Consider the following 20488-nt stretch of genomic DNA (forward strand, 5'->3'; position numbering starts at 1 on the left):
GATCAATGGCCGAAACAAAAAAAACTGCCCCGAGCGCGCGGCGTCGCGAGATCGTCGAGATCGCCACGGGCCTTTTTCTCGAAAACGGGTTCGCTGCCACGTCCATGGCCGCCGTCGCCGAGGCGGCCGGGCTGACAAAGGCGTCGCTCTACCACCACTTTCCGGGCAAGGAAGAGCTGTTCGCAGCCTGCGTCACGCATGGCTACGCGGCTGAACTCGAACGGCTTCGAGACATTGCGTCGGGCGACGCGTCCGACGCGCCGGAGAAGATGCGGGCGGCTATCAACGCGCTCTACGAGACGATCATCTCGTCGCAGGTCGGACGGATGTCACCCTTGATCGCCGAGGTCTCGCGCTCGTTCCCCACGGTCGCGCGGTCCTTCCATGACGACTACATCGGACCCCAGCACGAGATCCTGTGCAAGATGATCGACGAAGGCGTGGCTTCGGGGCAATTCGCGGATGTCGATAGGAAAGTCTTTCTGCATCTCGTCTTCGGACCGATCGTGACACTTTCCCTTTCACGCGAAATGTTCGCCACATTTCAGGACTTGGAAGAGCATTTTCCTGTTGCACATCTCCGCGATGGGCATGTCGACATGCTGATGCAAGCACTCGCTAAACCGCTGGCAGTTTGATCAGCTGGCAACTTGTACCCCCGATCCATCATTGGGATTTTGCAGGATTCTCGAAAAAGTGTAATTTTTCAAAAGGTTAAAGCTCATCCAAAGTGGAGAAGGTTCGAAGTCAGGCCCACTCCCTCCGCCAATCGCATAAATCATTGATATTAGTAAAAAAGTATTCACTAATTTCTCTTGGAATCCCCGCGGGTCAGGCCTGCTTTGCGCCGGTAGAGACGCGTCTCCGGGACGGGATATGGCGATTTTGGCGCGCGAGCCTCTCATTCAAGCAACCCACGGCTCGGTTTTCGGGGGATCCCAAAATCCCTGACGGCGGCCGAGATTCACTGAAGGCTGTTGGTAACAGTCGGGCTCGAGGAGCAGGGGGCAAGCCATTGAAAAGCTTTCCTCTGGTGTAGGAGTAAATCTCGCCCACCAAACGACCCATCGTGCAATATCTTTACTAACTAATTTCCTGCCGAGACTGTACTCACAACGGTTAGTTCTAGACTATGGGCGGAGTTCACTAGGGAATGTTCACTGATGACAGAGCGCACCGACTATTCTGACGATATTATCGAGCTGGCCATCATTGTAACACCGAGCTTTAATTCCTTCGCAACGTTGGGTTTCATTGATCCGTTTCGGGCCGCCAATTACCTTGAGGGCCGAAGGGTCTTCAGGTGGCGACTTATTTCCGAACAGGGTGGAATCTGTGTCCCCAGTAGCGGGGTTGGGATCGAAACTGCGGCGATTCAAGATCTAGAAGGCTACACGCCAAAAATAGTTCTGATCTCATCGAGCTGGACACCAGAGGTCTACGCAACCAAGGCAATTCAGTCCGCCACACGTAGGTGGCGGCGGCAAGGGGCTACGATTGCCGGGCTTGATACGGGCGCATTCATAATGGCGCAATCAGGACTGCTGAGAAACAGGCGCGCAACTGTGCACTATGAACACATTGATGCATTGAAGGAGACCTACCCGGAAACAGACGTCTTGGAAGATCTGTTCGTCTTTGATGGACCCTACTTGTCCTGTTGCGGAGGGACAGCGGCAGTAGATTTTGCACTGCATATTCTAAGAGAGACATCAGGTCAGGCTCTGGCAAACGCAGCTGCGCGTTACATTTTCCATCCGGCGGTCCGCAAACTGGGCGCATGGCAACAACCTATCGACCGGGATCCCTTTGGGGCGACGGTGCCTGCGATTGTACGGCAAGTGATACAAGTTATGGAGCAGCATCTGGAAGACCCTCTTTCGATTCCCGAGGTTTGTGAAAGAGTTGACTTGTCTCAGCGTCAGGTGGACCGGCTTTTCGCAAAGCACATCAGGAAGTCTCCCGCGCTGTATTATCGGGATATCAGGCTAGATAGAGCACGTGGACTTGTCACGCAGACCGATCTGAAAATTTCGGAGATCGCGGTGGCCTCGGGATTCGCGAGCCCAGTGCATTTCTCGCGGGCTTACAAAGCTCGGTTTGGTTTGTCGCCCGTCCGGGACCGTGTTGAGGGCCGCGTACCTTTCGAATTCCGGGCATGGCCGATGTATCGGAAGGTTCAAAGTGTCCTTGGCGACGGTGAAGAGGCTTGACCTGGGGGAAAGCATCAAACGAGAGACCATCGAAACCCGGTGCTCGGGGCGATCCTGAAGGGCTTCGCATATGCAACGCGATGAGCGATGACGCGTTCGCATTCTTCTGGCAGCACGCGACGGATGGATCGCACCATCAAACCTTGGGATCAAACACCGCCTCCCAGCCAATCGCACGACGCGAAGCTGCTCATATATCGGGGTTTGATCTCAAGCCTCTGAGGGATTTTTGCATGGCGACGATCAGTGCGTCGCGCTCGGCTGCGATCTCTGCAACTGATCGTCCGCGAGCTTCCAGGGAAACGCCCCGAACCAGCGTCGCGATCACATCGTCATCAAGGTGCGGCTGCCCCAGCCCGTCCCACCAGCCGTTGAAGGTATCCCGAAAGTGGTCGCAAAACGCCTGAAGCCCGCCTTCGCCTGCGCCAAGGTTGAACAGCATTGTTGGCCCCATTGCGGCCCACCGCAAGCCGGGGCCCGCCCACATCGCCTTGTCGATGTCTTCGACCGATGCGATGCCTTCGACGGCCATATGGACCGCTTCCCGCCAGACCGCGGCCTGAAGGCGGTTCGCGACGTGCCCGGGCATGCCCTTCTTGATCCGGATCGTGACCTTGCCGATGTCGTGGTAAAACGCTTCCGTCCGTTCCAGCACGCCGTCGCCCGTCCGGTCATTGGCCGTCAGTTCGACCAGTGGGATCAGATGTGGCGGATTGAACGGATGCCCGAGGATCAGCGGTGCCGGATCACGCCAACCAGCCTGCAGGGCCTCTAAGGTCATACCGGAGGTCGAGCTCGAGACAATCGCACCCGGCGCAAGGACCGGTTCGATTTCGGCGTATAAGGCGTGCTTGATCGCCTCCCGCTCGGGGACGTTTTCCTGAATGAACATCGCCCCGTCCACGGCTTTGGCCGCAGTATCGACAAAAGTGACTGCGTCTGGGTCGCCTCGTTCGGTCAAGCCTAGTTCCACAAGCGTCGGCCACGCGGTTGCGATGGCGAGACGTGTCTGCGCTTCCGCATTCGGAGCAGGGTCAAAGACAGTGACGGACCGTCCGGCAGCTAGAAAGAGCGCCGCCCAGCTTGCGCCGATAACGCCTGCACCCAAGACGGCCGTATGTGGAAACTCTGACATCAGAACACTCCGGGATTGAGTGGTGAAGCGGCCGTCATGCCGCCATCCACGGTGAAGAGCTGGCCGCTGGCGAATCCGGCTTCGTCCGAGGCCAGCCAGACGGCCATCGCTGCAATATCGCGCGGCTGTCCGAAGCGGCGCACGGGGTGCCGCGCTATGGCATCCGCCCTTGCCGCATCTGGGTCTGTCGCCAGATCAAAACCGGCTTCAAGCATCCCTGTGTTGATCCAGCCCGGGCAAATCGCGTTGCACCGGATCGCTGGTCCATGATCGACAGCGATCGAGCGGGTCAGCCCGTGCACGAAGGCCTTTGACGCATTGTAAAGCGCCATTGAAGGATCGGCGACCTGCCCCGAAATCGACCCGATGTTCACTATGCTTCCGCCCTGGTTCATCTGCGGAATGAATGCCCGGCAACAGTTGAAAACGCCTTTGCAGTTTGCCCCGATCACCAGATCCCAGTCGGCGTCGGTACTTTCGGTCACTGTCTTTTCCACTTGGACCCCGGCGTTGTTGACCAGAATGTCGAGCGCCCCGATCGCTAGCGCTGCGGCCTTCACGGCTAAGGGATCACTGACATCCAGACTATGCCATGCGCAGGGCAGGCCGTCGGGCGCCGCGCCGCGACCACACGTAATGACTTCTGCCCCTTCGGCAATAAAAGCCTCGACAATGCCACGCCCGATCCCTTGGCGCCCGCCAGTGACCAGCGCCCTTTTTCCAGCGAGCCGGGTCAATGTGCCACCATCACATGACGAATGGAGGTATAGGCATCCAGACCATAGACGCTCATATCGCAGCCGGTTCCTGATCCCTTCATGGCCGCCCAGGGCATCTCGGGCGTGCCGACCCCGTGGGTGTTGACCCAAGTGAAGCCATAGCGCAGTCGTGAGGTCATCGACATCGCCCGCCCCACATCGCGGGTCCATACCGATGAAGCCAGACCATAGCGGCCATTGTTTGCAATTTGCACAGCTTCGTCTGCATCAGAGAAGCGCGAGAGGGTGACCACGGGGCCAAAGACCTCTTCACGGGCGATTTCGGCGGCGTTGTCGACATTGGCAACGACCGTCGGCAGATAAAAGAAACCAGCACCCTCGCCGGCAGCACCGCCTGTCACGATCTCTGCCGTACCACGCGCGCGCTCGACAAAGCCTGCCACACGGTCCCGCTGCAGGGCCGAGACGATAGGCCCCATTTCGGTCCCTTCGGCCTCTGGAGCTCCAATCCTGATCTCCTTGACCTGAGCTTCGACCGCCGCCACCAATTTGTCGTAGACACCATCCTGCACCAGCACGCGACAAGGTTGGGCGCAATCCTGCCCCGCATTGAAGAAGCTGCCATAGCGAATGGTTTCGGCGACTGCGTCCAGATCGGCATCGTCAAACACGATAACAGGGGCCTTGCCGCCAAGTTCCAGATGGACATGACGGATCTGCTGGCCTGCCGCACGCATGGCTGCCATGCCGGTCGCGGGTGAACCAGTGACGGTGATCGCTTCCATTTGCGGACTGTTGATCAACTGGTCCCCGATGGAATGTCCGCGCCCATGGATGACATTCAGCACCCCTTTGGGCAGCACGCCCTGAAGCAGCTCCGCGAGTTTCAAGGTTGAGAGCGGCGTGATTTCCGATGGTTTCAGAACCACCGTGCAACCCGCCGCGATCGGGGCTGCCAGCTTCCATGCGGCCATCATCAGCGGGTAGTTCCAGGGCGCGATGGCTGCAACGGGACCGACAGCATCGCGGCGGATCATGCTGGTGTGACCGGCTACATATTCGCCCGCCGCCGAGCCTGTCATGGTCCGTGCCGCACCGGCGAAAAACCTGAACGTGTCGATCGTCAGCGGAAATTCGTCATCGCGGGCCGAGGGCCAGGGTTTGCCGACATCGAGGCTTTCCAGTTCGGCCAAGGTATCCTGATTGGCTTCTATGATGTCGGCAATCTGCAGTAGCAATGCTGCACGCTCTGAGGGAGATGTGTGACGGAAGGACTCGAAGGCTTCTTCCGACGTGCGCGTGGCGGCTTCGACCTGTTCGAAACTGGCCTCGGCGACGCGGCAGATGTCTTCTCCTGTTGCGGGATTGATAACGGGCAGTTCCTCTCCTGCACCGTTCACCAACTCTCCATTGATCAGCAATTGCGTCTGCATTCTTGTGCCTCCAATTTCTAGAAATTAACGCGGTCCGCACCTTTCAGAGCAAGCCTTGCACGGGCTTCGGCGGGTGTCGCGACTTCGAGTCCGAGGCTTTCGATGATCCCGCGGATCTTGCGGACTTGCTGTGCGTTGGATGTCGCCAGTTCGCCCTTTCCGATGAACAGGCTGTCTTCGAGGCCGACGCGCAGGTTGCCGCCCAAGAGTGCCGCTTGTGTGCCGAACGGCATCTGGTGCCGACCCGCCGCCAGCACGGACCACTCGTAATTCTCAGGTCCGAACAGCTTGTCGGCAATCGTGTGCATGTGCATCAGGTTGTCCAGATCGGCACCAACCCCCCCAAGAATGCCAAACACCATCTGAATGAAGAACGGCGGTTTGATCAGGCCCTGATCGACAAACCACTTCACATTGTAGAGGTGGCCCAAATCGTAGCACTCGAATTCGAACTTCGTGCCGTGGTCGCCGCCCAGCTTTTCGATTGCATAACGGATCGTCTTGAAGGTGTTGGGAAAGATGAAATCCTCGGTCATTTCGAGGAACGGACGTTCCCAATCATGCTGGAATTCAGTGTATTTCTGCAGCATCGGGAAGATGCCGAAATTCAGAGATCCCACGTTCAACGACGCCATTTCGGGGCTGGTCATAGTGGCTGCGAGCATCCGCTCGTCCATCGACATGCCCAGACCGCCCCCTGTCGAGACATTGATCACCGCATCCGTCGATTGTTTGATCACCGGCATGAACTGTTGGAACAACTCTGGCCGTGGATCAGGTTTGCCGGTCTCGGGATGGCGCGCATGCAGGTGAATGATGGCAGCACCGGCTTCCGCCGCTTCGATGCTCGCGGTAGCGATTTCGGCAGGCGTAATGGGGAGATGCGGGCTCATTGATGGCGTGTGAATGCCACCGGTCGGCGCACATGTGATGATTACTGATTTAGGCATTTTGTCGGGTCCTCCTACGGCACCACTTGCAAGTTCGGCCATCCACGTTCGAGGCGATAGATCATATGACTGGGCGACATCTCACCAAGGGCACACTGGTCGAGCCGTGTTTCTTGCTCCGGGCGTAGCCTCTGGTTGGCGATCAGTCTCACAGGCGCATTTGTTGAACTTGCGCGCTCAACCCTCCATCAAGAACCCAAAGCTGACCGCTGGCATAGCGGGCCTCATCGCTTGCAAGCCAGTTGACAAGATTTGCGATGTCCTGAGGTGTGCCGTAGGTGCGCATTGGGTGGACGTCGCGCACTGCCTGCTGGAGTTGGTCAATCGTCTTGCCGCCACCACCCGAGCCGTCACCGGTGAAGAAGCTTTGAAGCATCGGCGTATCAATGTAGCCGGGACAGATGGCGTTCACGCGAATGCCTTCCGGGCCATGATCGCAGGCCATTGCGCGGGTCAGAGCATGCACCGCCCCTTTGGTTGCACAATAGGCGGCAAGGCCCGGATCAGCGATGAAACCATCATAGGACCCGAAATTGATGAGCGATGCGGACTGTCCGCCGCTGGCAGCCTTCCGCATCAGAGGCAAGGCATATTTCGACGTCAGGAAAGTACCGGTGACATTGACCGCAAAAGACCGGTTCCACTCGTCAAGCGTGGTGGTCTCGATGGTCTTCTCGATCTCGATCCCGGCCGCATTCACGAGGATATCAAGCTTGCCCCGCTCATCCTTCACGCGGTCCATCGCCGCAATGGCTTCATCCTCAGAGGTCACATCCAGCCGGATGAAGTGACCACTGTTTGTGCTTGTGCCCGAAAGTGATCCGGTCTCGCTGAGATCGGCTGCGTAGACGACCGCGCCTTCTTTGGACAAGCGCTCGACAATTGCGCGACCGATCCCGCCGCGACCACCTGTGACCAGGGCGACTTTGCCATCCTGAATGCCCATACAATCTACTCCTGTGTTGGCGGATAGCGATATCGCGCGGCGGCGACCGTCCAATCCATGTGGTTGCGCACGTATTCCTGACTGGCATCACGCGGCGGATTATAATCCCAAGGTTCGCTGGCGCCGGCCTCCATGGCGGCGTGCAGCGCTCGTCGAGACCGTTGGGTGCGCATGACATCCTCGCGCAGTGTCGCGCTGTCCCATCGCTCGGCGACTTCGGCTGCAAAGGCCGCCGCCTCTGCGGCATAATTCGGGTCACTGACCAGATTTCTGCGCTCCTCTGGATCGCTTTCCAAATCATAGAGCTGGGGTGGATCGACATCGCAGTGGATGTATTTCAACGGCCCGCGTCTGATCATGAAAACCGGCCAAGGAGTCATCTCGGCGCAGTATTCTGCTATCGCCACATCTTCCGGCGCTTCTTTGCCTGAGGCCAGCGGCATCAGGGACCTTCCGTCGATCGGCTCACCCACCATGTCGGCAGTGCCGCCCCCGATTTCGACGAATGTCGGTAGGAGATCGACAAGTGAACAGGCGTTCTGGACCGTCCCCCGCGCAACGCCCGGACCAGCAAAGATCAAGGGGACACGGGCAGAGTTCTCGAAGAATGTCATCTTGTACCACAGGCCACGTTCGCCCAGCATGTCGCCGTGGTCGGCAGTCACGATCACGATGGTATTCTCGATTTCCCCGATGTCCTCGAGCGCTTTGACAATCGCGCCGACCTTGCTGTCGAAATAGCTGACATTAGCTAGATACGCCCGACGAGCGCGGCGGATCTCTTCTTCGGTCAGGGGCACAGTCGAGGCCTCGATCCCGTCCATGACCCTGCGGGAGAACGGGTCATGCTGATCAAGCGAAAGACCCTCGGGCATGTCGATCTCGTCGTCTGAATAGAGATTCCAGAATTCCGGCTTGGCAACATAGGGGTCGTGGGGGTGGATAAAGCTGGCAACCATACAGAATGGAGCGGTATCGCCCGCGGCCCGATCTCTCCCGCGGTCAATCAGCCAGCGTCGTGCGGCAAATTCGACCTCGTCATCATAGTCGGTCTGGAAAGTTGCGACGGCGACGCCGCTCTCCTTGACCGTCTGCATGTTGTGATACCACTTGTCGATCCGTTCGTCGTGGGCCTCCCAATCGGGGGTCCATGCAAAGTCGGCCGGATAGATATCTGTTGTGATGCGGTCCTGGAAACCATGCATCTGATCGGGGCCTACAAAGTGCATCTTACCGGACAGACACGTCCGGTAGCCGAGGCTTTTCAGATAGTGGGCAAATGTCGGGACGCTCGCACGAAATTCCGACGCGTTGTCATAGGCGGCAATCCGGCTGACATGCTGACCGGACATGAACGCAAAGCGCGACGGCGCGCAAAGCGGCGAGTTGCAGTAGGCTGCGTCAAACCGCATCCCGCGCGCCGCCAGCGCGTCAATATGCGGGGTCTTTGCAACCTTGTGTCCGTATGCGCCTGTAAAGGATGGTGCCAGCTGGTCTGCCATCACCACCACAATATTCGGGCGCGTCATGGCGCCGCCCGTCTGTAGGCGTCCAACACAAGTCCGTGGAAGTGATGCACGGCGTGTTCGGACTTGCCAGAGCCCGTCGGGTCGGAAACGATCCTGCCTTGTGTAAAGGCGGGTGTCTCCATGCCCCGTTGCACGCTTTCGACAAGGCTGATGTCTTCCACCTGCAGCACCTCGTCGAGATAGCGCATCGCGTCGATCTCCATTGCGTCAGGCTCGGGTGTTTCCAGGAAGAAATCGTAGGTTTCCAGTGTTCGGTCCGGTCCGATCGGAATGATATTGAGAACAATCATGCTGGAGCGTCCCGGATAGCGCATCAGACATGTTGTCGGCCAGAGCCACCAAACCGCATGGGTGCGAACGGTCGCGTTCGAAACGTCATAGGCCGAGTTGGCGCTCTGTCCTGCATCCGCCATATGGCTGGAATAATAGTCGTAGGTTGTCACCTTGTAGGTGTCCATGTCGACCAGGTCACAGAAATCCTTGTGGGCGGTCGGACAGTGATAGCACTCGAGGAAGTTGTCGACGACGTTCTTCCAGTTCGACTTGATGTCGTAGGTCAATCTCTTGCCAAAAGTCAGCTGGTCGATATCAGGCGCCCAATGGCGGATTTCCGTTTCAAGATTGCCGGACATCTTTGCCAGTGGTTCAGCGTCGGGATCGAGGTTCACGAAAACAAAGCCTGCAAATTCTTCGACCTGAACAGCGTCCAGACAGATGTCGCGAGGGGTGAAATCCTCCAGATGCTCGGTTTCAGGCGCGCGAACGAGTTGCCCGTCAAGCTTGTAGACCCAGGCATGGTAGGGGCACATGATCCGTGTCGTTTCCCCTTCGCCGGACAGGAGTTCATGTGCGCGGTGTTTGCAGACATTGTAGAAGGCCCGCAAAATGCCGTCCCGATCACGAACAACGGCAACTGGATGACCGGCAATTTGCGTTGCCACATATGACCCGGGTTTGCGAAGTTTTTCTACGTGACACACCCACTGCCATGTCTTTGCAAGGATACCTTTGCGGTCGACCGCGAACCAATCCGCGCCCGTATATGCTTCCTTGCGAAGCGAGAGTGCCCGGCTTGGATCAGGGTCGAACCCCTGGCCGATGGCATCAAAAGCGCGCTGATCTGGAAACTGCGTCATCTGTGTTCTCCCAACAAGAATCAGGATCTCGATGAATCACTCTTTCGCGAATTCCTAGCCTCAACTTTGCACAGATAGTCAGAGAATTAATTTTTCTCGCCACTCTCTAAGGGGGGATATGCATCGGCCAAGCCTGGAACTCGAACGAAATGTGGGGCGTTGTCAAAACGGATGCTCCAAACGAATACAGCCACCAAATCATCGTCGTGCGGAGTTTGGGGACGATGAAGTAACGGCTGTAATCATCGAGGGTGGCGCGGTCGATCGGCATGAGACAGGTTGCTGGCTCAACAACGGGGCGGAGAATTCGAACTTGTCATTTCCATGCCGCGAGCGGGGATGCTCCCTTCCGGCGCATGCGACGTCTTCGGAAACTCGCCGCCATCCGCGATTCCGTCTTGAACCATGTCAACCAGGATCGCAGTCTCTCGAGTAGACAGCATTTCAAGATAAGTCGAGCCGCTGCTCAGGCTGATTGACGCTCTCACTGGGCTGCGTAACGGACGGGCCTATTGTCCGTGTGGAGATTGGTTCGAATTCGTCTGACGTTGCCTCTACGTGGAATGGTCGTCGATAAGCGGGGTGGGTTTGGCGAAACGCGTCAAATCCTCGGCGTCCATGATCTTGATATGGTTGCCGTGGACCTGCACGCCGTAAGGCTCCAGTCCCTTGAAGGCGCGGCTCAGATTTTCCGGGGTCATTCCCAGAAAGGAGGCCAAGCGCCGTTTTTCCATGGTCAGGTCGAAGGCGTCAGACCCCGTTCGCGATCTCTGGCGCAGCAAGTAGTTCGCCAGTCTTTCCAATGATGTCCGCAGTTTGAGGTCTTTGGTGTTCTTCACGACGGCGCGGTAGCATTGTGAAAGCTCGGTCACGATCGCCCGTGCGAACGCACCATCTTTTTCGAAGGCACTGCGCACGTCCTCGGAGGGTAGAAGGATGATCCTGCTCTTTTCCAATGTCCGCGCAGACATCAGGTAGGGCGCATCCTTGATGGTGGCCGCAAGAATGAATGTGCTGACAGGGCGCACGGTCGCCAAGCTGGTTTCCCTGCCGTTCCATGATGAAAACAGGTCGACAGAGCCGGACATGACGACATGCAGGAAGTCCGGAGCGTCCCCTTCGGTGATCAGATCGATCCGCGGCGGAAAGTTCTGGACGTAGGACCCTCGCATGAGGGTTTCGAAATGCGCCTGATCCATATCGGCAAACAGGGCGAGGTCGCGCACTTCTTGTCGATACGACTCGGGCATGGTCTGTAAGTGCCTCCTTGTGTTGCATGCGGGCATCCTTTTCCTTCGCTTGATAAATGTCAAGTCGTCGATTGACGGCCGTTACTTGTCGGATTGACTGACCGCCCGCACTGACATGATGAATATCTGTAAGTCATTTATTTTGCTGGATAATCGTCATTCTTTTGATCTGAATCAACTCTGGCCGCTCCGAAGGGCTGCATGTCTGCCGCAACCCGGAACAGCAGCAATGGCTGCATAAGGCGGAGGGGCCGCGATGGAACTTCAGAACAAGGCCACGGCGCTGTGGTCGAATTTCTTCAACGTAAAGATGGTGCAGATCAGAACCTTCCACATGACGTGGTTTGCGTTCTTCTCGTGCTTTTTCGCATGGTTCGGCATTGCGCCGCTGATGAGCGTTGTGCGCGATGAGCTGGCACTGACGCCGAACCAGATCGGATGGGCGATCATCGGGTCCGTCTCGATGACCATTTTTGCCCGGCTGTTCATCGGCTGGCTCTGCGATCGCATCGGGCCGCGGAAATCCTACACGTGGCTGTTGTTGATCGGGTCCTTGCCGGTCATGGGGATCGGCCTTGCGCAGTCCTTTGAAACCTTCCTGCTGTTTCGCGTCCTGATCGGCGGCATTGGGGCTGCGTTCGTTATCACGCAATACCATACCTCGGTCATGTTCGCGCCCAATGTGGTTGGCCAGGCAAACGCAACATCGGCGGGCTGGGGCAATCTGGGCGGGGGCGTCACGCAATTTGTCATGCCGCTTCTGTTTTCGGTCATGGTCATTGGGTTCGGCTTCTCCGAAGCGGTTGGCTGGCGCCTGTCCATGGTTGTGGTCGGTGTCATCATCTTCCTGACCGGGATCGCCTACTATTTTCTGACCCAGGACGCGCCAGACGGCAACTTCGATGACCTGCGCGCGCAGGGCAGGATGGAAGAAAAGAAAAAAGTCACCGGCAACTACATGCAGGCCCTCAGAGACCCGCGGGTCTGGATTCTGTTCGTGATCTATGGCGCCTGCTTCGGCATCGAACTGACGGTAAACAACGTCGCTGCTCTCTACTTCATGGACTACTTTGATCTGACCCTTGTGACAGCTGGTCTGGTTGCCGCTTCATTCGGTCTGATGAACCTGTTTGCCCGCACGATGGGTGGCCTGTTCGGTGACAACTTCGGATCGCTATGGGGCCTCAAGGGGCGGGCATTCTGGCTCTTCATCTGTTTGTTCTTCGAGGGCTGCGCTCTCATGGTCTTCAGCCAGATGCATGTGCTGTTCCTCGCGTTGCCGGCACTGATCGTCTTTTCCCTGTTCACCCAGATGGCGGAAGGCGCAACCTACTCCGTCGTGCCCTTCATCAACAAGAAGGCGCTTGGGGCCGTTGCTGGCGTGGTTGGCGCGGGGGGCAACGCCGGTGCCGTGCTTGCCGGGTTCCTCTTCAAGAACGTGATCGACTGGTCCGAGGCCTTCTTCATCCTTGGCATGGTCGTCACCTGCGCCTCTTTCCTTGCGTTCTTCGTGCGCTTTTCGACCCGGCAGGAAGACGAGGAGCGCGCCAACTTCGCAGCGGCCAATATCGAGACGCTGCGGTTGCGAGCGCTCAAGGCCAATGCGGCCTTGGAAGAGGGCCTGACCGCAATTGCCAAGAAGAACGGCAACCAACCGGCTGAATGATACGAACCCGGCAGGCCGATGAACGGCCCGCCACACATTCCATACGCCACCACGGGAGGACCCCACCATGGCGACCACCGCAACCCCATCTGCCAACAGCGGCCATCTGCTGACTGATTGGCGGCCGGAAGACCCGCAATTCTGGGAAAGCGAAGGCAAGCGCATCGCAACCCGCAACCTCTGGATTTCGATTCCCAACCTGCTTTTGGCCTTTTCGGTCTGGATGGTCTGGTCGGTCGTTGTCGCCAAGATGCCCGCGATCGGTTTCGACTTTTCCGTAGGCGAACGGTTCTGGCTTGCCGCTTTGCCCGGCCTTTCGGGCGCGACTCTGCGCATTTTCTACAGCTTCATGGTGCCCATCTTCGGGGGGCGCAAATGGACTGCCATCTCGACGGCCTCCCTTCTGCTGCCTGCGCTCGGGATCGGCTTTGCGGTGCAAAATCCCGACACGAGCTATGTCACTTTCCTGATCCTTGCCCTGATGTGCGGGTTCGGCGGTGGCAACTTCGCCTCCTCGATGGCGAACATTGCCTACTTCTATCCGAAGAAAACCAAGGGCAATGCGCTGGCGCTGAATGCCGGTCTGGGAAATCTCGGCGTGTCGGTCATGCAGTTCGTGGTCCCGGTCGTCATAACAATGGGCGTGTTCGGCGCAATCGGGGGCGAACCGCAGCAACTGTCCGATGGCGGTCAGCTGTTCATTCAGAACGCAGGCTTCATCTGGGGGCCGTTCCTGGCCGTCAGTGCAATCGCCGCATGGTTCGGGATGAACGATATTGCCGATGCGAAATCGTCCTTCTCGGAGCAGTCCGTGATTTTCAGCCGCAAACACAACTGGATCATGTGCGTGCTCTATACCGGAACATTCGGCAGCTTCATCGGATATGCGGCTGGCTTCCCTTTGTTGATGCGCACCCAGTTCCCGGAAGTTGATGTGCTGAGATATGCCTTTCTCGGACCGCTTGTCGGCGCGTTGAGCCGGGCGGCGACGGGCTGGATCTCTGACAAATTCGGTGGCGGGCGCGTAACGTTCTGGACCTTCGTTGCCATGATCGTGGCGGTTTTCGGAGTGTTGCAGTTCCTGCCCTCCGAGGCGTCGCCCGGCGGCAATTTCTGGGGCTTCTTCGCCTGCTTCATGGCACTGTTCTTCCTGACCGGCGTTGGCAACGCGTCGACCTTCCAGATGATCCCGTCGATCATGAAACAGGAAGTCCCGCGTCTGATGCCGACCCTCGACGCTGGTGCCCTGCAAAAGCAGACCGAAATGGAAAGCGCGGCGATCATCGCCTTCACTTCGGCCATCGCAGCCTACGGTGCCTTCTTCATCCCCAAGCTCTACGGCACGTCCATAGCCATGACGGGTGCCCCGAATGGTGCCTTGCGGGCGTTCCTTGGCTTCTACGCCGTCTGTGCCGTGATCTGCTGGATCTTCTACAGCCGCAAATCCGCACCTGTTCCCTGCTGAGCCAGACGGGCCTGCCGCGCCGCCTGGGTGGCGCGGCCACCGAATTTAGGAGAGAAACCATGAGCCACCTGCTCGACAGATTGAACTTCCTTCAGTCAAGGGAAACTGACCAATTCTCGAATGGCCACGGTCAGGTCACGCGCGAAAACCGCGACTGGGAAGAGACCTACCGCAACCGCTGGCGGCACGACAAGGTTGTGCGCTCGACCCATGGAGTGAACTGTACCGGGTCGTGCAGCTGGAAAATCTACGTGAAATCCGGGATCGTGACCTGGGAAACCCAGCAGACGGACTACCCGCGCACGCGCGCCGATCTGCCCAACCACGAACCGCGTGGCTGTGCGCGGGGGGCGTCCTACAGCTGGTATCTCTATTCTGCCAATCGGGTGAAGAACCCGCTCGTACGTGGCCGCCTGATGAAGGCCTGGCGCAAGCTGCGCGAGACGATGGAGCCGATCGAGGCCTGGACGACGCTTCAGGCCGACCCGATCCTTCGCGCATCCTATGTGGAAACCCGCGGCAAGGGCGGCTTCGTCCGCGCCACATGGGACGAAGCGACCGAGATCACGGCTGCGGCCAACGCCTACACCGCCAAGACCTATGGCCCTGACCGCGTGTTCGGCTTCTCGCCGATTCCCGCGATGTCGATGGTCAGCTACGCTGCCGGGTCGCGGTACCTGTCCCTGATGGGCGGCGTCTGCATGTCATTCTACGACTGGTATTGCGACCTGCCGCCCGCCTCGCCCATGACCTGGGGCGAACAGACCGACGTGCCCGAAAGCGCCGATTGGTACAATTCCGGCTACCTGCTCCTATGGGGGTCCAACGTGCCGCAGACGCGTACGCCGGACGCGCATTTCTATACAGAGGCACGCTACAAGGGCACGCGGTCCGCCGTCATCTGCCCCGACTATTCCGAGGCCGCCAAGTTCGGCGATGTCTGGTTGAACGCCAAGCAGGGCACCGATGCCGCCCTTGCCATGGCTTTTGGCCACGTGATCCTGCGCGAGTTCCATCTGGACCGTCAGGCGGAATATTTCGAGGACTACACCCGCAAGTACTCGGACTTCCCGATGCTGGTCAGGTTGGATGAGAAGAACGGAAAGCTTGTGCCGGGGCGTTTCCTGAGGGCCGACGATCTGGACGGCAAACTGGGCGAAGACAACAACCCCGAATGGAAGACCGTCGCATTTGATGAAGTCTCTCAGGCCCTCGTCGCGCCCAACGGGTCCGTCGGATATCGTTGGGGCGAAGACGGCGAGTGGAACCTCGAAGAAAAGGCAAACGCGGTCGAGACGAAACTCAAGATGAGCTTTGTTCTCGAAGAGGATCATGACGCTATCCTGGGGGTCGACTTTCCCTATTTCGGGGGCGAGGCCTTTGGCCAGTTCAAGACGGATGCCGATCACCCCGAGATCCTGACCCGCAACATCCCGGTCAAGAAGATCCAAACCGCCGAAGGCGAGATCGCCGTGGCCACGGTGTTCGATCTGTTCTGCGCCAACTATGGGCTGGACCGGGGTCTGGGCGGTGACTGGGTCACCTCCGACTATGCCAATGACATGCCCGGCACGCCCGCTTGGGCCGAAAAGATCACGGGTGTTCCGGCCGACAAGATCATCCACGTGGCCCGTGGCTTTGCCGACAACGCGGAGAAGACCAACGGCAAGTCGATGATCATCATCGGGGCCGCGATGAACCACTGGTTCCACATGGACATGAACTATCGCGGCGTCATCAACATGCTGGTGATGTGCGGTTGCGTCGGGCAATCCGGTGGCGGTTGGGCCCATTACGTGGGGCAGGAGAAACTGCGCCCGCAAACCGGCTGGCAACCGCTGGCCTTCGCACTGGACTGGAACCGTCCACCCCGGCACATGAACTCGACCTCTGCCTGGTACGCGCATACGGATCAATGGCGCTACGAGACCCTGAAGGCAGACGAAATCCTGTCACCCACAGCGCCCGAGGGCGATTGGGACATCTCCCTGATCGACTACAACATCCGGGCCGAGCGCATGGGGTGGCTGCCATCGGCACCGCAACTCAAAACCAACCCGCTTGACGTTGCGAAGGCGGCAAAGGCGGCGGGCAAGGAGATTCCGGCATATGTCGCCGAGACTCTCAAGTCCGGCGATCTGGAAATGTCCTGCGAGGATCCGGACAATCCCGCCAACTGGCCGCGCAACCTGTTTGTCTGGCGGTCCAACCTGTTGGGGTCCTCGGGCAAGGGGCACGAATATTTTCTCAAGCACCTTCTGGGCACCGATCACGGTGTGATGGGCAAGGATCTTGGCCAGGATGGCGGCCAATTGCCGAAAGAGGCCAAGTGGCACGATCAGGCGCCGCGCGGCAAACTGGACCTGCTGGTGACCATCGACTTCCGGATGAGCACGACCTGCGTCTATTCCGACATCGTTCTGCCAACGGCCAGCTGGTACGAAAAGGACGACATGAACACGTCGGACATGCATCCGTTCATCCACCCGCTGCAAGCGGCGGTGGATCCGGCCTACGAGTCCAAGTCCGACTGGGAAATCTTCAAGGCAATTGCCAGGAAATTCCAGGAAATTGCGCCCGGTTATCTGGGCAAGGAAACGGACATCGTCGCGCTGCCGATCCTGCACGACACCCCTGCGGAGATCGCGCAGGACCAGGTGAAGGACTGGAAAAAAGGCGAATGCGATCTGATCCCGGGCAGGACCGCCCCTGCTTTCGTTGCGGTCGAGCGGGACTATACCGCGATCTACGACCGCTTCACGGCGCTTGGACCGATGCTCGACAAATTGGGCAATGGCGGCAAGGGCATCACCTGGAATACCCAGGACGAGATCGACAACCTGTCGGCCCTGAACGGTGTGCAGCTGGAGGGTGCAGCGGCGGGCAGGCCCAGGATCGAAACGGCGATTGATGCCTGCGAAGTCATTTTGATGCTGGCGCCCGAGACCAACGGCAATGTCGCCGTGAAGGCCTGGGACGCATTGGGCAAGGCCACTGGGCGCGAACACACCCATCTGGCCGAGGGCGAGCATGGCAACAAGATCCGCTTTCACGACATCGCAGCTCAACCGCGCAAGATCATCTCCAGCCCCACATGGTCGGGCATCGAGTCGGAGAAGGTCAGCTACAATGCGGGCTATACGAACGTCCATGAACTGATCCCGTGGCGCACCCTGACAGGGCGGCAACAGCTCTATCAGGATCACCTCTGGATGCGGGCGTTCGGCGAAGGCTTCATGTCCTACCGCCCGCCGGTCGATCTCAAGACGATCACCGCGAATGTGCAGGATACGGGCGACAACCTCGTTCTGAACTTCATCACGCCGCACCAGAAATGGGGCATCCATTCCACCTATACCGATAACCTGCTGATGCTGACGCTGAACAGGGGCGGCCCGGTGATCTGGATCAGCGAGACCGACGCCAGGAGTGCCGGGATCGTGGATAACGATTGGGTAGAGCTTTACAACACCAACGGCGCCCTGACGGCGCGCGCGGTGGTCTCGCAGCGGATCAAGGACGGCACGACGTTCATGTATCACGCTCAAGAGAAGATCGTGAACACGCCGGGCTCGGAAAAGACCGGGCATCGCGGGGGGATCCACAATTCGGTGACTCGCGCGGTCCTGAAACCCACCCACATGATCGGCGGCTACGCCCAGCAATCCTATGGCTTCAACTACTACGGCACCGTGGGGGCCAACCGGGACGAATTCGTCGTCGTTCGCAAGATGAGACACGTGGACTGGCTCGACCGCGAAAAGAGCTGGGACGCATCTGCACAGGAGGCAGCAGAATGAGAATCCGCGCACAAATCGGCATGGTGCTGAATCTCGACAAATGCATCGGGTGCCACACCTGTTCCGTCACTTGCAAGAACGTGTGGACCAGCCGCGATGGCGTCGAATACGCCTGGTTCAACAATGTCGAAACCAAGCCCGGCACCGGCTACCCGACCGATTGGGAAAACCAGGACCGCTGGAAAGGGGGTTGGGAACGGACCAGGGCTGGCAAGCTGCAACCCAGACAGGGCAGCAAATGGCGCATTCTGTCCAACATCTTTGCCAACCCGGCCATGCCCGAGATCGACGATTACTACGAACCGTTCGATTTCGACTACGACCACCTGAAATCCGCCCCGGAGATGGAGGCATTCCCCACGGCGCGCCCCCGGTCGAAGATCACCGGCGAGCGGATGGAAAAGATCGAGAAAGGTCCAAACTGGGAGGAGATCCTTGGTGGCGAATTCTCCAAGCGGTCGCAGGACTACAACTTCGAGGGTATCCAGAAGGAGATCTACGGGGAGTACGAGAATACATTCATGATGTATCTGCCCCGGCTGTGCGAACACTGCCTGAACCCGGCCTGTGCCTCGTCCTGCCCGTCCGGGGCGATCTACAAGCGCGAGGAAGACGGCATCGTCCTGATCGACCAGGAAAAGTGCCGTGGCTGGCGGATGTGCGTATCGGGCTGCCCCTACAAGAAGATCTACTACAACTGGGAAAGCGGCAAATCCGAGAAATGCACCCTGTGCTATCCCCGGATCGAGAGCGGCAATCCGACGGTCTGTTCGGAAACCTGTGTCGGGCGCATTCGGTATCTGGGCGTCATGCTCTACGACGCCGACAAGATTGCCGATGCCGCGAACATGGCGGACGCACAGGATCTCTATGATGCGCAGCTGGGCGTGTTTCTCGACCCCAACGACCCTGTGGTGATCGAGACGGCCCGTGCCGATGGCATACCGCAGGACTGGATCAAGGCGGCACAGGAAAGCCCGATCTGGAAGATGGCGATGGAGTGGAAAGTCGCCTTTCCGCTGCATCCCGAATACCGGACATTGCCGATGGTGTGGTACATCCCGCCGCTGTCCCCGATCCAGAACGCCGCCGAAGCGGGAACCATCGGGACAGAGGCTGGAATGCCGGACGTGAGAAACCTGCGTATTCCCGTCAGATACCTCGCCAACATGCTGACAGCAGGGGACGAAGCACCTGTGATCACGGCGTTGGAACGGATGCTGGCGATGCGGTCCTATATGCGATCCAAGACGATCGAAGGCGTGGTTGACGAAGCCATTGCCGCTCGGGTCGGGCTTTCGGGCCGGGTGATCGAGGACATGTACAAGATCATGGCGCTGGCCGATTACGAAGACCGCTTTGTCATCCCCACCACGCATCGTGAACAGGTCGAGGAAGCCTATGACCTGCGCGGCGGCTGCGGGTTTACCGACACCAACGGCTGTTCCACCGGATCATCCGGCAAGTCGTTGTTCGGCGGTTCCAGAAAACCCCTCAAGATGCCGACGGAGGCGATGTGACATGGACCGTACACTGAAAGCATTGTCGGTGATGCTGAGCTACCCGACCCGAGACCTGCAACAGGCCATGCCCGAGATTGGCGGAATCCTGTCATCGGACACGCGTTTGACGGCCGCAACCCGGCGAACGTTGCGCCCGCTGGTGGAGGACCTGCGCACGCGCGACATCTATGAGCTGGAAGAACAGTTCGTGCTGCTCTTCGATCGCTCGCGCACCCTGTCGCTCAACCTGTTCGAACATGTGCACGGCGAGAGCCGTGACCGTGGCGGCGCGATGGTCTCCTTGATCGAGACATACAGGGCCGGCGGGTTTGATCCCGTGACATCCGAACTGCCGGACCACCTGCCTGTCTTGTTGGAATTCCTGTCCACGCGCCCTTCGTCCGAGGCACAGGATACTCTGGCGGACGCGGCGCATATTTTTGAGGCTCTGAACGCTCGGCTTGTCCGGCGCGAAAGCCCTTATGCTGCCGTGTTCGCCAGCCTTTTGCAACTTGCAGGTGTGAAAGCGGATCAGGAGGCTGTGGCGGAGATGCTCGCGCAGCCCGATGACGACCCCGCCGATCTGACGGCGCTGGACGAGGTTTGGGAGGAAAGCGAAGTTCTGTTCGGCCCTAACCCCAATGCCGGATGTCCGCAAGTGCGCGACATGCTTGCCCGCATGGATATGCCACCAACCGCCACTGTACCCACGAGATCCGCGCCGAATGCGGCAGCGGAATGAGG

General features: G+C 58.8%; 15 protein-coding genes. 7 read left to right on the forward strand and 8 right to left on the reverse strand.

Translation table 11 applies throughout. The features are described from left to right. The first annotated feature begins 5 nt into the window (after positions 1-5). Both ACOOEX_RS04190 and ACOOEX_RS04195 read left to right on the forward strand, forming a co-directional pair. Positions 6-638, forward strand: coding sequence for a TetR/AcrR family transcriptional regulator (locus ACOOEX_RS04190; RefSeq protein ID WP_420397259.1), 633 nt, complete (start codon positions 6-8; stop codon positions 636-638). A 525-nt stretch (positions 639-1163) separates the two neighbouring features. Beyond that, a complete protein-coding gene (locus ACOOEX_RS04195; protein WP_420397260.1) occupies positions 1164-2213 on the forward strand; it encodes a GlxA family transcriptional regulator in 1050 nt (349 codons plus the stop codon). 190 nt (positions 2214-2403) lie between these two features. Here ACOOEX_RS04195 and ACOOEX_RS04200 read toward each other — a convergent pair whose 3' ends face one another. The 8 genes from ACOOEX_RS04200 to ACOOEX_RS04235 all read right to left on the reverse strand — a co-directional run bounded on the left by ACOOEX_RS04200 (position 2404) and on the right by ACOOEX_RS04235 (position 11287). Further along, positions 2404-3348 carry a 3-hydroxyacyl-CoA dehydrogenase NAD-binding domain-containing protein gene (locus tag ACOOEX_RS04200; protein WP_420397261.1) on the reverse strand — a complete coding sequence of 315 codons (945 nt, stop codon included), beginning with the start codon at positions 3346-3348 and terminating at the stop codon, positions 2404-2406. Then, positions 3348-4085: an SDR family NAD(P)-dependent oxidoreductase gene (locus tag ACOOEX_RS04205; RefSeq protein ID WP_420397262.1), complete on the reverse strand. Its 738-nt coding sequence runs from the start codon at positions 4083-4085 to the stop codon at positions 3348-3350. The genes ACOOEX_RS04200 and ACOOEX_RS04205 overlap by 1 nt, the downstream gene beginning before the upstream one ends. Then, positions 4082-5500 carry an aminobutyraldehyde dehydrogenase gene (locus tag ACOOEX_RS04210; RefSeq protein WP_420397263.1) on the reverse strand — a complete coding sequence of 473 codons (1419 nt, stop codon included), beginning with the start codon at positions 5498-5500 and terminating at the stop codon, positions 4082-4084. The genes ACOOEX_RS04205 and ACOOEX_RS04210 overlap by 4 nt, the downstream gene beginning before the upstream one ends. Positions 5501-5517: 17 nt before the next feature. After that, positions 5518-6450, reverse strand: a complete 933-nt coding sequence (locus ACOOEX_RS04215; protein WP_420397264.1) for a 3-keto-5-aminohexanoate cleavage protein — start codon at positions 6448-6450, stop codon at positions 5518-5520. A gap of 148 nt (positions 6451-6598) precedes the next feature. Continuing rightward, positions 6599-7396 (reverse strand): SDR family NAD(P)-dependent oxidoreductase, encoded by a 798-nt coding sequence (locus tag ACOOEX_RS04220; protein ID WP_420397265.1) that lies wholly within the window; start codon positions 7394-7396, stop codon positions 6599-6601. 5 nt (positions 7397-7401) lie between these two features. Next, on the reverse strand, positions 7402-8925 hold the full coding sequence (gene betC, locus ACOOEX_RS04225) for a choline-sulfatase (protein ID WP_420397266.1): 1524 nt from the start codon (positions 8923-8925) through the stop codon (positions 7402-7404). Further along, positions 8922-10061, reverse strand: a complete 1140-nt coding sequence (locus ACOOEX_RS04230) for an aromatic ring-hydroxylating oxygenase subunit alpha (RefSeq protein ID WP_420397267.1) — start codon at positions 10059-10061, stop codon at positions 8922-8924. Before ACOOEX_RS04230 ends, betC begins: the two co-directional genes overlap by 4 nt. Before the next feature lie 554 nt (positions 10062-10615). Next, positions 10616-11287, reverse strand: coding sequence for a cyclic nucleotide-binding domain-containing protein (locus ACOOEX_RS04235; protein WP_420397268.1), 672 nt, complete (start codon positions 11285-11287; stop codon positions 10616-10618). A gap of 280 nt (positions 11288-11567) precedes the next feature. Between ACOOEX_RS04235 and ACOOEX_RS04240 the strand changes: the two genes are divergently transcribed. From ACOOEX_RS04240 to narJ, 5 genes are all read left to right on the forward strand, one after another. Continuing rightward, positions 11568-12977 carry an MFS transporter gene (locus ACOOEX_RS04240; RefSeq protein WP_420397269.1) on the forward strand — a complete coding sequence of 470 codons (1410 nt, stop codon included), beginning with the start codon at positions 11568-11570 and terminating at the stop codon, positions 12975-12977. Positions 12978-13044: 67 nt separating this feature from the next. Continuing rightward, positions 13045-14442, forward strand: a complete 1398-nt coding sequence (locus tag ACOOEX_RS04245) for a NarK family nitrate/nitrite MFS transporter (RefSeq protein WP_420397270.1) — start codon at positions 13045-13047, stop codon at positions 14440-14442. Positions 14443-14501: 59 nt separating this feature from the next. Further along, positions 14502-18242 carry a nitrate reductase subunit alpha gene (locus ACOOEX_RS04250; protein ID WP_420397271.1) on the forward strand — a complete coding sequence of 1247 codons (3741 nt, stop codon included), beginning with the start codon at positions 14502-14504 and terminating at the stop codon, positions 18240-18242. Continuing rightward, positions 18239-19762 (forward strand): nitrate reductase subunit beta, encoded by a 1524-nt coding sequence (narH, locus tag ACOOEX_RS04255; RefSeq protein ID WP_420397272.1) that lies wholly within the window; start codon positions 18239-18241, stop codon positions 19760-19762. The genes ACOOEX_RS04250 and narH overlap by 4 nt, the downstream gene beginning before the upstream one ends. Before the next feature lies 1 nt (position 19763). Then, complete coding sequence (narJ, locus tag ACOOEX_RS04260) at positions 19764-20486, forward strand: nitrate reductase molybdenum cofactor assembly chaperone (protein WP_420397273.1); 723 nt, start codon at positions 19764-19766, stop codon at positions 20484-20486. Positions 20487-20488 lie beyond the last annotated feature (2 nt).

Source organism: Nioella sp. (genome assembly GCF_965215655.1).
GTDB lineage: Bacteria > Pseudomonadota > Alphaproteobacteria > Rhodobacterales > Rhodobacteraceae > Nioella.

Excerpts from the sequence above, each read along its gene's own strand:
- ACOOEX_RS04245 (WP_420397270.1), top strand. The coding sequence starts at position 13,045 with ATGGCGACCACCGCAACCCCATCTGCCAACAGCGGCCATCTGCTGACT.
- ACOOEX_RS04220 (WP_420397265.1), bottom strand. The coding sequence starts at position 7,396 with ATGGGCATTCAGGATGGCAAAGTCGCCCTGGTCACAGGTGGTCGCGGC.
- betC (WP_420397266.1), bottom strand. The coding sequence starts at position 8,925 with ATGACGCGCCCGAATATTGTGGTGGTGATGGCAGACCAGCTGGCACCA.
- ACOOEX_RS04210 (WP_420397263.1), bottom strand. The coding sequence starts at position 5,500 with ATGCAGACGCAATTGCTGATCAATGGAGAGTTGGTGAACGGTGCAGGA.
- ACOOEX_RS04215 (WP_420397264.1), bottom strand. The coding sequence starts at position 6,450 with ATGCCTAAATCAGTAATCATCACATGTGCGCCGACCGGTGGCATTCAC.
- ACOOEX_RS04240 (WP_420397269.1), top strand. The coding sequence starts at position 11,568 with ATGGAACTTCAGAACAAGGCCACGGCGCTGTGGTCGAATTTCTTCAAC.
- narJ (WP_420397273.1), top strand. The coding sequence starts at position 19,764 with ATGGACCGTACACTGAAAGCATTGTCGGTGATGCTGAGCTACCCGACC.
- ACOOEX_RS04195 (WP_420397260.1), top strand. The coding sequence starts at position 1,164 with ATGACAGAGCGCACCGACTATTCTGACGATATTATCGAGCTGGCCATC.
- ACOOEX_RS04230 (WP_420397267.1), bottom strand. The coding sequence starts at position 10,061 with ATGACGCAGTTTCCAGATCAGCGCGCTTTTGATGCCATCGGCCAGGGG.
- narH (WP_420397272.1), top strand. The coding sequence starts at position 18,239 with ATGAGAATCCGCGCACAAATCGGCATGGTGCTGAATCTCGACAAATGC.
- ACOOEX_RS04200 (WP_420397261.1), bottom strand. The coding sequence starts at position 3,348 with ATGTCAGAGTTTCCACATACGGCCGTCTTGGGTGCAGGCGTTATCGGC.
- ACOOEX_RS04190 (WP_420397259.1), top strand. The coding sequence starts at position 6 with ATGGCCGAAACAAAAAAAACTGCCCCGAGCGCGCGGCGTCGCGAGATC.
- ACOOEX_RS04250 (WP_420397271.1), top strand. The coding sequence starts at position 14,502 with ATGAGCCACCTGCTCGACAGATTGAACTTCCTTCAGTCAAGGGAAACT.